Source organism: Stenotrophomonas sp. YJH_SMC_58 (assembly GCF_059369635.1).
Map to the genome: position 1 here is coordinate 336,275 of NZ_JCAFSW010000001.1, position 12,785 is coordinate 349,059.

A 12,785-nucleotide genomic window follows, 5' to 3' on the forward strand; every position below is an offset into this window, starting at 1 on the left:
TTCCTGCGGCAAAGAAAAGGCCGGCGTGCGCCGGCCTTTCCTCATTACGTCGCGAAGCTGCTTACAGCGACTTGGCCGCTTCCACCACGTGGGCAGTGGTGATGCCGAAGTGCTTGTACAGCTGGTCGGCCGGGGCCGAGGCACCGAAGGTGTCGATACCGATCACGGCACCGTCCAGGCCGACGAACTGGCGCCAGAAACCGGTGACGCCGGCTTCCACTGCCACGCGCTTGCGCACGGCGTTCGGCAGCACCGATTCACGGTAGGCCGCATCCTGGCGCAGGAACACGTCGGTGGACGGCATCGAGACCACGCGGGTCTTGAGGCCGGCCGCGTCCAGCTGGGCCTTGGCTTCGGTGGCCAGCGAGACTTCCGAACCGGTGGCGATCAGGATCACGTCCGGGGTACCGGCAGCGTCGGCCAGCACGTAACCACCGCGCTCGATCTGGGCGATCTGCTCGGCGTTGCGCGGCTGGTGCGGCAGGTTCTGGCGGCTGAACACCAGGCAGCTCGGGCCGTCCTGGCGGGTGATCGCAGCCTTCCAGCTCACCGCCGACTCGACCGCATCGCACGGACGCCACACGTCGTTGTTCGGGATGTAGCGCAGCGAGGCCAGGTGCTCCACCGGCTGGTGGGTCGGACCGTCTTCGCCCAGGCCGATCGAGTCGTGGGTGTAGACGTGGATGGCGTGGGCCGGGATCAGCGCGCTCATGCGCACGCCGTTGCGGGCGTAGTCGCTGAACACCAGGAAGGTGGCGTCGAACGGAATGAAGCCACCGTGCAGGGCCAGGCCGTTGGCAATGGCGGTCATGCCGAACTCGCGCACGCCGTAGTACACGTAGTTGGCGTTGGCGTCGTCGCTGGCAACCGATTTGCTGCCCTTCCAAAGGGTCAGGTTGGAGTGCGCCAGGTCGGCCGAGCCGCCGACGATTTCCGGCAGCAGCGGTGCGTAGGCTTCGATGGCCAGCTGCGAGGCCTTGCGCGAGGCGATTGTCGGGCCTTCAGCGGCCACCTGGGCGATGTAGGCATCGGCCTTGGCAACGAAGTCGGCCGGCAGTTCGCCATGCGAGCGGCGGGTCAGTTCGGCCGCTTCAGCCGGGTACTGGCTGGCGTACTTGTCGAACAGCTGTTCCCATTCGGCCTGGCGCAGCGTGCCGGCGCCGTTGGCGCGCCAGCCGTCGTAGATCGCCTGCGGGATCTCGAACGGACCGTATTCCCAGCCCAGCTGCTTGCGGGTGGCTTCCAGTTCGTCCTTGCCCAGCGGTGCGCCGTGGCTGGATTCCTTGCCCGCCTTGTTCGGCGAACCAAAGCCAATGGTGGTGCGGCAGCAGATCAGGGTCGGCTTGTCGCTCTGCGACAGCGCGGCCTCGATGCCGGCCTTGATGCTCTCCGGGTCATGGCCATCGACATCGCGCACCACGTTCCAGCCATAGGCCTCGAAACGCTCCGGGGTGTTGTCGGTGAACCAGCCCTCGACGTTGCCGTCGATGGAGATGTGGTTGTTGTCCCAGAAGCAGACCAGCTTGTGCAGGCCCCAGGTACCGGCCAGCGAAGCGGCTTCATGCGACACGCCTTCCATCAGGCAGCCATCGCCCATGAACACCCAGGTGCGGTGGTCGACCACTTCCAGCTCCGGGCGGTTGAAGCGCTGTGCCAGCAGCTTCTCGGCCAGGGCGAAGCCCACGGCATTGGCGAAACCCTGGCCCAGCGGGCCGGTGGTGGTTTCCACGCCCGGGGTCTCGTGGCGCTCCGGGTGACCGGCGGTGTGGCTGCCCAGCTGGCGGAACAGCTTCAGCTGCTCGATCGGCAGGTCGTAACCACTCAGGTGCAGCAGCGCGTACTGCAGCATCGAACCGTGGCCGTTGGACAGCACGAAACGGTCGCGGTTGAACCAGTGCGGGTTGCTCGGGTTATGGCGGAGGTAGTCGTTCCAGAGGACTTCGGCGATGTCGGCCATGCCCATGGGCATGCCGGGGTGGCCGGACTTTGCGGTTTCAACCGCATCGGCGGCAAGGAAGCGGATGGCGTTGGCCAACTGGCGACGGGTAGGCTGCGTCATGGTTCTGTCGGAATCGGGAGGCGGCCGCGGACGTGCGGGCGGCCTATTGTCCCATAGTCGCCGGGCGGGGGGTCGGTTCACCTTGCCCGGTCGTGCCGGCCGCTGGCCGGCAACGTCGTCATCTCCCCCGGATTCCGCATGTGAAGCGGGGTCGGAGCCCTTTCCCTGCGGAAAGGAATCCGACCCCGATCAGGTCGCCAGCAGTGGCGTTGGACTCAGTCCTGCTGCGGGCCCAGCGCCGGGCCGTCGTGCGATTCGCCCTTGGCCACCAGGGTGGTCAGGGCCAGGTCGCCGGTCACGTTCAGCGCGGTACGGCACATGTCCAGGAAGTGGTTCACGCCCAGGATCAGGCCGATGCCCAGCGGGTTCACGCCCACCATCGCACAGATCATCGCCACCACCGGTAGCGAGCCCGACGGCACGCCGGCGGTGCCGATGCCACCGAGGATGCAGACCGCCATCACCATGATCTGCTGGCCGATGCTCAGGTCCACGCCGAAGAACTGGGCCAGGAAGATCACCGTCACGCCCTCGAACAGCGCGGTGCCGTTCTGGTTGGCGGTGGCGCCCACGGTCAGCACGAAGCGCGACACGCGCTGCGGCAGGCCCATCTGGTCGGCCACGCGCAGCGCGGTCGGCAGGGTGGCGTTGCTGGAGGCGGTGGAGAACGCCATCACCGTCGCTTCCTGGGTATCGCGGAAGAACGACAGCGGCGAACGGCCGGACAGCCACACGGCGGTACCGTAGGTCACGATCATGTGCAGGCCGAGTGCCAGCACTACCACGCCCACGTAGGCACCGAGGCGGATGATCAGCTCGAAGCCGAACAGCGCGGCCAGGTTGAACATGAAGCAGGCCACCGCATACGGAGCCAGGCGGATGACCAGGTTGATCAGGGTCATCGAGATTTCGAACACGCCTTCAATGGCGCGGCGCAGCGGGGCCACCTTCTCGTTGTCGGTCAGCACCATGCCGATGCCGAACATCAGCGCGAAGAACATCAGCGACAGGATCGCGCCGTTGTCGGACGCAGCCTGCAGCACGTTGCTCGGCACGATCGACAGCAGCATGTCCATGCCCTTCGGCGTGCCATGGATGCCAGCAACGATTTCCTTGCTGCGCTCGGCGTTCTCCGAGAGCATCATCGCGGCGACCTGTGGATCGACGCCGGCACCCGGCTTGAGCAGGTTGACCAGCACCAGGCCGATGCCCACGGCAATGCCGGACAGCAGCACGGTATACGCCAGGGTCTTCCAGCCGATGCGGCCGAGGGCGCGGATGTCGCCCATCTCCGACACGCCCATGATCAGCGCCGAGAAGATCAGCGGCACGATCAGCATGAAGATCAGGTTGAGGAACAGGCCCGACGCCGGGGTGGTGATGTAGTCCATTACCCACTTGGCACCGGCCTGCAGACCATCGACGCTGCCGCCCAGGGCGTGCACGATCAGTCCCAGGATCAGGCCGATCGCAAAGCCGATGCCCATCTTCCAATGCAGGGGCAACTTCTTCTTGTCGGCAGCAGCTGCTGTCATGCGCGGGTTTCCTCGAAAAATGAATGCACTCTAACAAAGCGCGCAAGCGGCGCCGGTTCAGGTTCGCCGCGTTGGATACAGCGGCGCCAGGCCAGTGTCAGCGGCGCCGGTAGCCGCCGACCAGTGCGGTCCGTCACGGAAGACCTCGCGCAGACGCGCGCGCAGCGATGCCAGGTCGCCCTGCCCGCCCCAGCGTGCCTGCTGCAGGTCCTGCAGCACCTGGCGCTGGCCTGGGTCATCCAACCGCGCGATGACCTGCTCGATGCGCTCAACCCCGGCCATCGCGCACAGCTGCGCTTCCACCTGATCGAAGCCTTCGCCATCCAGCGTGCGGCGCAGTTCGGCCAGGCCGGCACGTCCGCGCGCCACAGTCGGCACAGAGGGCCTGCCGGCTGCAGGCGTCGCCGCACGCGGTCGGCGGCCTCGCTGCCAGCCCCACAACAGGGTCAGCAGCCACAGCAGCGCCAGGCCAATGGCCGCGCCCATCCACGGCCACGGGCGTTCGGCCAGGCCGCTGGCGCGCGGATCGGTCGCGGCGATGCGGCTGTCCTGGCCATCGCCACCCGGCAGCGCAGCATCGGTGTCGATCGGCGGCAGCGGCGCAGGTGAAGCACTGCCACCGCCACTGCCGGCTGCGACAGCCAGTGTCAGGTCCGGCAGCTTCGCTTCCTGCGCCTTGCCTGCGCGCACATCCCACCACGGCAGGCGCGGCCCCGGCACCACCAGCGAGCCTGGCTGGCGCGGCACGATCGAATAGCGGCGGGTGATCTTCAGCCGCGGGGTGCTGCCATTGAACGATTCTTCGTACTGCGCAGGTTCGGCGAATACCTGCGCACGGGTGCCCAGATCCGGCACCGGCAGGTCGGTGAACTGTGCGCGGGTTGCCCCTTCGGCAATCGCCTCGACCACCACAGTGGCGGCCTCACCGGTACGGGCGCTGGTCGGCGCACTGGTGTAGCGCAGCTGGAGGCTCTGCAGCGGAAGCCATGGCTGCGGCGCCTGTGCCGGTTGCGCCTGCACCTGCAGCGTGCGGTCGGCGCCGGTGGCATTCATGCGGCCGTCGCCGCCGCCGAAGAAGTCGTCGAAGAAGCCACCGGCACTGCGCCCACTGAAGCGCGCACCGGCCAGCCGAAGTGCACCGCTGCGCTCGGGGATCAGCAGGAAGCGGCGCTCGACCACGTTGTAGCGGCGGCCGTTGACCTGCCGCACATCGGTGCGGTCATCGCCTACCCGCTGCAGCGACGCACCCGCCGGGGTATCCAGCACCAGTTCGCCAGAGGCCAGCTGAGAGGCGAAGAACAGCCTCACCACCACGCCTACGCTCTGCTGCACGTACGGCGTTTCGTCATCGACAACGGTTTGGATGAATGCCACCGCATTGCTGTCGGGGCCGGCCACGGCAGCGGCATCCACCTGCAGGGTCAGCGGCGCGGTACGTGCACTGCCCACCTGCAGGCCCGGCACCACCAGTGCACCGCTGCGCCGTGGCGTCAGCGCCACGCCATACAGGTTGCGCTGCTGCATGCTGCCGTTGCTCCACTCCACCTGGCGGCTGCTGGTCTGCCCGCTGAGGTCGAAATCGGTGCGCAACGGTGTGAAGTCAGGGGCGCCCTGGTCGCTCTCGACATTGAGCGTGACCGTGTCGCCCATCGCGATGCGGTCGCGGTCAAGCCAAGCGCGCGGCTGCGCCCAGGCCAGCAGCGGCAGCCACAGCAGCAGCGCCGCCAGTACCTGTCGGGGCCAGTGCCCGTGCATGTTGATCGCCCGCGTCATCGCCCTTCCCTCTTCCTGCGTTCATTTTCCAGCTGGAACTTTGCCCGCAGCAATGCGCCCGGATCATCCGGCACGCGCCGCATCCACGCCTCGACCGCCTGTTGCTCCTCGCGTTGACGCGGAGTAGTGCCGTCACTGCCTGGCACGGGTTTGCCATCCTGTTCGCCCTTGCCCTCACGTGCCTGCTGCATCGCCTGCTGCATGCGCTGGCGCTGCTGCTCATCAGCCTGGGCCTGCGCCTTGGCATCCTCCACCTGTGGTGGCACCTGCTGTCCATCACGGCCACGCTCACCGGGCTGAGGCGCCGACTGCGCGTCGTCGTCACCCGCCTTGGGCTGCCCCTGCTGGCCCTGCTGAGATGGTGGCTGACCCTGTCCTGGATCCTTCTGGCCCTGCTGCGGTTGCTGGCCCTGCGGGTTCCGCTGGCCCTGTGAATTGTTCTGCTGCTTCTGCTGCCCGTTCTGCTGCGGTTTCTGCTGGTCCTGGCCCTGCCCCCCCGACTGCTTGCGCTTGCGTGCGGCATCAACCACGGCACGGTTGGCGGCCGCATCGGCCATGCCGGGATGCAGCGCCAGCGCGCGGTCGTAGGCGGCGATGGCTTCGTCGTAGCTGCCCTGGCGCGCCAGCGTGTTGGCCAGGTTGTACCAGCCCGCATCACTGTCGATGCCCTCGAACTGCTTGCGCGCAGTGGAGAAGTCGCCCGCGCGATAGGCCTGCACGCCGTCGGCCAGGCGCTGGTGCTGCAACTGGTCGGCGCGCTTCCACAGCGTGCCCTGCGATGGCGGCGAAGCGGGCGCTGAAGGTGCCTGCGCCTGCACATCCCCCATCCAAGGCAACAGGCCCACCGCCAGTACTGCGGCCAGCAGCGCGCGGCGTCGGAAGGCGAGCAGCGCCAGCAGCATCACCGGTGGCAGCAGCCAGAATCCTTCATCGCGCCATTGCCTGCCCTCGCCGGGCCGCTGCGCCGCAGTACCTTCGCGTGCATCAAGCACACCCAGTGCGCGCAGGTCACTGCCATCGGCGGTGATGCGCGCATAGCGACCGCCACCTGCCGTCGCCACCGCACGCAGGCGGCCTTCGTCCAGCGCAGCCTGGCGGATCTGTCCGCTGTCGTCACGATACGCCGCACCCGCCGGTGTACCGAGCCCCAGCACCGACACCTGCAGGCCGAGACCACGTGCCTGCGCGGCCGCCAATGCAGCTTCACCATCGGCTTGATCGGTGACCAGCAGAATCTGTCCCTGCGGTGCAGCGATCTGCCGCATCAGCCGCGTGGCCCAGTCGATGCCACGGTCGGCACGCTGGCCATCGCGCGGCATCACATCCGGTGACAAGGCATCCAGATACAGCGCGACGTTGCTGCCGTCATCGGTCAGCGGCGCGACGGTGTAGGCATCTTCGGCGTACACCACCAGCCCCACCTGCCCACCCTTGCGCGCGCGCAGGAGCTCGCCGACCTTGGCCCGTGCCTGCAGCAGGCGCGACGGTGGCAGGTCGGTGGCAGTGATGCGGCTGGACAGATCCAGCACGATCAGCAGCGGTGCGCTGGGCTGGAACATCGGCTGTGACTGCTGCCGCCAGCTCGGCCCCGCCATCGCCAGTGCTGCCAGCGTCCACCCCAGCAGCACTGCCAATGGAAGCCGCACGCGACGGCGAGCACCGGCCACCAGCAGATGCGGCAACAGGTGCGCATCCACCGCCTGCCGCCACGCATCGCTGCGCCGCTGCCGGTAGAGTGCCACGGCGAGAATCACCGGCAAGGCCAGCAAGGCCCACAGCCATTCCGGGCGCAGGAAGTGCAGCGCATTCCAGTCGGGAAGATGGGATGCCAACGCGATCATCGACGGCGCTCCGGCCACATCCAGGCCAATGCCCCCAGCAGCAAGGCCAGGCCCAACGGCCATGCGTAGCGTTCCTCACGCGGGCGCAGGCTCGGTCCCTTCGCCGCGATCGGCTCCAGCCGGTCCAGTTCGGCGTAGATGCCGGCCAGCTGCGCGGTATCGCGTGCGCGGAAGAACTGGCCACCTGTCAGGCTGGCAATCTTCTTCAACGTGGCCTCGTCGACCGGGTCCTGGTCGGCGGAAATGGGGATACCAAACAGGCGCATGCTGCCATCGCCACCAAACGCAACGGTGTGGATGCGTACACCTTCGGCCTGCGCGACTTCGGCCGCACGCAGCGGTTCGAGCACGCCGGCATTGCTGACGCCGTCGGTCAGCAGGATCAGTACACGCTGCCCTTCGGGCTGGCTGCGCAGGCGCTTCACTGCCAGGCCGATGGCATCACCGATGGCCGTCTCGCGGCCAGCCAGGCCGACCACGCTGTCGCGCAGCTGGTCGCGCACACTGGCCAGGTCGGCAGTGAGCGGGGTGAGCGTATAAGCGCGGTCGCCGAAGATCAGCAGGCCGATGCGATCACCGGCGCGACGATCCAGGAAGTCGGCCAGCACGGCCTTGGCTGCGGTGAGGCGATCCACCGCCTGCCCACCCAGCACCATGTCGCCCTCGCCCATGCTGCCGGATACGTCCATCGCCAGCATCATCTGCCGGCCCTGCTGCGGTGGCGTGATCGCTTCGCCCAGCTGTTGCGGGCGAGCCAGTGCGACGCACAGCGCGCACCAACCCAGCCACAACAGCAGCGTACGCAGCCACGACACATCGACGCGGCCGCCACCGGCCAGCGCTTCCAGTTCCGTCGCCGCATAGGGCACGCGCAGCGCAGCGCCGGGATCGGCACGACGCTTCCACCAGCGCATCAGCAGTGGCAGCGGCAACGCCAGCAGGGCCAGCGGCCACGCCAGCTGCAGGTCAGGCCAGGGCCAGTAACTTGCCAGCAGGCTCATCGGCGGCGCTCCAGCAGCATCGCCAGGTAGCGCTCGCGGGCCCAGCTGCGCACGGCCGCCACTTCGCTGGCGTCCACGCGGGGGCGATAGGCACCTTCGGCCAACAGGCTGCGACGCGCGTCGGGCAACGTGCCCTTCGGATCCACGCGCTGCCACCAGGCATCGTCGCGCAGGGATTCACTGCCTGGCTGTGCCTGCCGCGCAGCACGGCGCAGCAGGCCGGCGATCACCGCCAGCTCCGCGGTGGCATCGGCGGTGGTGGCCAGCTCCTGGTCGAACGCCTGCAACCAGCGTTGGCGACGACGGCGGCGTTTCCACCACAGCAGGGCCAGCGCCAGGATCACCAGCAACACCGCGCCACCGACCATCAGATAGCCGGGGGCCGGCGGCCACCACGACGGTTCCGGCGGCAACTGCACATCGCGCAGCGGAAGGTTGGCGCTCATGCCGGCACCTCGGTTACCGGTGGTGCCAACCAGGCGTCGCTGGGCGCATCGGTGGACAACACCTGCACGTCAACGCGGCGTGCGCCGAGCTGGCGGCGCAGCGCCTGCAGTGGTTCGACGAAGTGCGCCTGCCAGTGCGCCTGCACCTCGCTGCGACGCAGGTCGAGGCCAATGCGCTGCTGCGCGGTCTGGAACTGCAGGGCCGCCGAGGGCGGTTGCAGCTCGAGGGGATCGACCAGCAGCACCAGGCTGAGGTCATGGTGCTGGGCCAGCGCGCTCCAGCGCACGACGGGAATCCGCGCGGCCTGCTGCGGATCGGCCAGCACCAGCATGCGCGCCCCGGGGCGCAGCACGCGGGCGGCATGGTCCAGCGCGCGCTCCAGGCCGAGATCGTCGGCGGGCGGCTGTGTGTACCAGCGGGTGAGCGCGTCGAGCACGCGCAGTACACCACGCGGCCCACCCGCAGGTGCAATCGGCGCTTCGCGGTCACTGCCGCGCAGGGCACCCACGCGGTCACCGCGACGCTGTGCCGACCACGCGGCAACGGCGCCCGCGCGGGCCGCCTGCACCGACTTGAATCGCACGCGGGTGCCGAAATACAGCGCCGGCGACGTATCGGCCACGATCAGGCTGACCCGCTCGCGTTCGGCCTGGAAAAGCTTGGTATGGGCACGCCCGGTCCGCGCGGTCACGCGCCAGTCGATATGCCGGGCATCATCACCGGCCACGTACTCGCGTGACTCGGCGTACTCCATGCCACGCCCACGCAGCGGCGACGGCGCCTGCCCGGCATTACCGGCACGACCACGGCGCGGCGGCGGCGGCCGCTGTGCCAGCCGGCGCAGCGCCACCAGCTCGGACAGGTGCGGGCGCAATCCGTCGCCATCACTGACGGTGGATGCGGCTTCCAGGGATGGATCGGTCATGCGCGGGCTCAGGGTGCCGGCACCCGGGCCAGCAGCTCCTGCACCAGGCGTTCGCCATCCCAGCCTTCGGCGGTGGCTTCGTAGCTGGGCAGCACGCGATGGCGCAGCACGTCGGCGGCGACCGCACGCACATCGTCGGGAGTGACGAAGTCGCGGCCGGCCAACCAGGCGCGTGCACGTGCGCAGCGTTCCAACGCAATGGAGCCACGCGGGCTTGCGCCCCAGGCGATGCGGCGCCCGAGGCCGGCGTCATAGCGCGACGGATCACGCGAGGCCAGCACAAGTTCGACCAGATAGCGTTCCAATGCCGGTGCCATATGCAGGTCCAGCACTTCGCGGCGGGCATCGAACACATCCTGCATCGGCAGCTTCTCCGGTGCGGGTGCCGCTTCGCCCAGTGCGCCACGGGCACGCTCGCGGGCGAGCCGCAGGATCTCCGATTCGGCCGCCTGGTCCGGATAGCCGATGCGTACGTGCATCAGGAAACGGTCCAGCTGCGCTTCCGGCAGCGGGAAGGTACCTTCCTGCTCGATCGGATTCTGCGTGGCCATCACCAGGAACAGCGGCGGCAATGCATAGGTGTGGCGGCCAACGGTGACCTGGCGCTCGCCCATCGCTTCCAGCAAGGCCGACTGCACCTTGGCCGGCGCACGGTTGATTTCATCGGCCAGCAGGATCGGATGGAAGATCGGGCCGGGTACGAATTCGAAGCGCCCTTCCTGCGGGCGCCAGATCTCGGTGCCGGTCAGGTCGGCCGGCAGCAGGTCGGGGGTGAACTGCACGCGGGCGAAATCCGCCTCCAGGCGCGAGGCCAGCGCGCGGATGGCCGTGGTCTTGGCCAGGCCCGGCGCGCCCTCCACCAGCAGGTGGCCGTCGGCCAGCAATGCGATCAACAGGCGTTCGACCAGGGCCGCCTGGCCGACGATTTCGGCCGACAGCGCGTCGCGCAGCTGGTTGAAGGCGCCATGCAGGCGGGAGGTGGCCGGCGCGGGCGGCGGGGAGATGGTTTCGGGCATCGGCGGTGGCAGGTTCATGGGGGCCTTTGACCGGCGCGGGACGGCACGGGTTCCCGACATCATCGCAGGGTGCCTTGCGATTGGCATCAAGAACGGCTGAACGGGCAACTCATCCACGCATGGCGTGGATCTACCGGATCATCCGCGGATTACGTCCGGCATGAACGAAGAAGGGCCGCACATGGCGGCCCTTCTTCGTATCGCGGGTGCGCTGGCTCAGTTCTGCCTGGCCACGCGCAGCACCTTCGGGGTGACGAACACCAGCAGCTCGGCCTTGTCCTTGCTGCGGCCACGCTTCTTGAACAGGTTGCCCAAGAACGGCACATCGCCCAGGAACGGAACCTTGCTGATGCTGTTGCGGTCGGTGAACTCGTACACACCACCGATGACCACGGTCTGCCCGTCCTCGACCAGCACCGCGGTGTTCACCTCGCGGCGGTTGATCGACGGCACGGTGCCATAGCCTTCCAGCTGGATCAGCCGGTCCACTTCATCCTTCTTCACCTGCATGTTGAGGAACACGCGGTTGTCGTTGGTGATGGTCGGGGTGACCTTCAGTTCCAGCACCACTTCCTTGAACTGCACGTTCGGCGTAGCGACACCGCCCGCACCGGCGCTGATGGTCACATAGCCGATTTCCTTACCCTGCTTGATCAGAGCCTCGCGCTGGTTGGTGGTGACCACGCGCGGGTTGGAGATCACTTCACCACGCGACTCTTCCTGCATGGCCGACAGCTCGACGTCCAGCAGGTAGCCGGCATTGAGGATCGACAGCGCAAGCGAGCCTGCCGGGTTGGTGGACGCCGCCGGCATGGCCCAGTTCAGGCCACGGGTGATTGCCGAGCCGACCGGCACCGGCGCCGGGCCCGTACTGCCACCGGCCAGCCAGTCGCGGTAGGCCTTGGCGTTGGTCGCATTGGCTTCGACCTGCGACTTGCGGGTTGCCTCGTTGGCTTCCAGATTGCCACTGAAGTAGGCGTTGTCGCGGCTGCCACTGATGCCGAACCGCGCACCCAGCTCACGCGCGAACGTATCGGTGGCGATCACGATGCGGCTTTCGATCAGCACCTGGTCGACCGGGCGGTCGATCACGTTGATCAGCTCACGCATGCGCGCGATCTTCTTCGGAATGTCGCTGATCATCAGCGTGTTGGTGCGCTCGTCGGCAACGATGCGGCCACGGCCGGACAGGAAGCCGCTTTCCTCCTGCGACGACCCACCGCCACCGCCACCTGCGCCACCACCGCCACCGCCGCCGATGCCCTTGGCTTCGGTCAGGGCTTTGAAGATCTGGGTGGCGCTGTGGTAGTTGATCTGGACGTAATCGGTCACCAGGTCTTCGCGGTTCTCGATGGCGATGCGCGCGTCTTCCTTCTCCTGCTCGAACTTGGCCAGCTCGGCCTGCGGGCCGACCCAGATCACGCTGCCATCGCGTCGCTTGTCCAGGCCCTTGGCACGCAGCACGATGTCCAGTGCCTGGTCCCACGGCACGTTGACCAGGCGCAGCGTCACATTGCCCTGCACCGAGTCGGAGGCCACCACGTTGAGGTTGGACTCTTCGGCGATCAACTGCAGCACGGTGCGCACCGGCACGTCCTGGAAGTTGAAGGTCACCGGCTTGCCGGTGAAGCCACGCTGGCCGACGGCCTTTGCGGCCTGGGTGACGCTGCCGGCGGTCACTGCACCGACGGCGGCCGGAGCCTGTCGCGCGCTGATCTCCACCACATATTCGTTGCCGCTCTGGTAGGCCAGCGACTCCACCGCACCGCCGGTGCTCAGCACCAGCTGGGTGCCGGCGCCGGACGGCTTGGCGTCGATGCGCTGCACCGGCGTGGCGAAGTCGACGACGTTCAACGGCTTCTGCAGGTTGGCCGGCAGGCGGGCATTGCCCACGTCGACCACCACGCTGTTGCCCTGCGTGCGCAGGTCCGGGATCGCGCCCTGGCCGTCAAACTGCACGATCAGGCGGCCCGCGCCATCATCGCCGCGCTTGAAATCGATCTTGGCCACCGACAGGCCGGCCGGTGCCGCGGCCGGTGCGACGGTGGTGCCCACCGGCTTCTCCGCCGGTGCGGCGGCCAGCGCCGGAGCGCAGGCCAGCATCAGCGCGACTCCCAACGCGCTGACACGGTTCAAGGTAGAGCGCCGGTTGGGACGCAGCCCCTTGGCTTGGTGAAAGGTCATCGTG

At 68.2% G+C, this 12,785-nt stretch carries 9 protein-coding genes; all 9 read right to left on the reverse strand.

Annotated elements, in window-relative coordinates; all coding sequences use genetic code 11:
- Positions 1-61: 61 nt before the first annotated feature.
- The gene (tkt, locus tag AC5P68_RS01460) at positions 62-2,059 is read right to left on the reverse strand and encodes a transketolase (RefSeq protein WP_005410847.1); all 1,998 of its coding nucleotides are present in this window, start codon (positions 2,057-2,059) and stop codon (positions 62-64) included.
- Positions 2,060-2,274: 215 nt separating this feature from the next.
- Positions 2,275-3,594, reverse strand: a complete 1,320-nt coding sequence (locus AC5P68_RS01465; RefSeq protein WP_005410848.1) for a dicarboxylate/amino acid:cation symporter — start codon at positions 3,592-3,594, stop codon at positions 2,275-2,277.
- Positions 3,595-3,651: 57 nt separating this feature from the next.
- Entirely contained in the window at positions 3,652-5,367 is a 1,716-nt protein-coding gene (locus tag AC5P68_RS01470) for a BatD family protein (RefSeq protein WP_495216719.1), read from the reverse strand.
- Positions 5,364-7,208 (reverse strand): VWA domain-containing protein, encoded by a 1,845-nt coding sequence (locus AC5P68_RS01475; protein ID WP_111172766.1) that lies wholly within the window; start codon positions 7,206-7,208, stop codon positions 5,364-5,366. The genes AC5P68_RS01470 and AC5P68_RS01475 overlap by 4 nt, the downstream gene beginning before the upstream one ends.
- A complete protein-coding gene (locus AC5P68_RS01480) occupies positions 7,205-8,209 on the reverse strand; it encodes a vWA domain-containing protein (protein ID WP_049404040.1) in 1,005 nt (334 codons plus the stop codon). Before AC5P68_RS01480 ends, AC5P68_RS01475 begins: the two co-directional genes overlap by 4 nt.
- Positions 8,206-8,655, reverse strand: coding sequence for a DUF4381 domain-containing protein (locus AC5P68_RS01485; RefSeq protein WP_111172768.1), 450 nt, complete (start codon positions 8,653-8,655; stop codon positions 8,206-8,208). Before AC5P68_RS01485 ends, AC5P68_RS01480 begins: the two co-directional genes overlap by 4 nt.
- A complete protein-coding gene (locus AC5P68_RS01490; RefSeq protein WP_005414346.1) occupies positions 8,652-9,581 on the reverse strand; it encodes a DUF58 domain-containing protein in 930 nt (309 codons plus the stop codon). The genes AC5P68_RS01485 and AC5P68_RS01490 overlap by 4 nt, the downstream gene beginning before the upstream one ends.
- Positions 9,582-9,589: 8 nt before the next feature.
- A complete protein-coding gene (locus AC5P68_RS01495; protein WP_049404036.1) occupies positions 9,590-10,615 on the reverse strand; it encodes an AAA family ATPase in 1,026 nt (341 codons plus the stop codon).
- Between the two features lie 198 nt (positions 10,616-10,813).
- Positions 10,814-12,781, reverse strand: a complete 1,968-nt coding sequence (locus AC5P68_RS01500) for a type IV pilus secretin PilQ (RefSeq protein WP_005410855.1) — start codon at positions 12,779-12,781, stop codon at positions 10,814-10,816.
- Between the last annotated feature and the right edge of the window lie 4 nt (positions 12,782-12,785).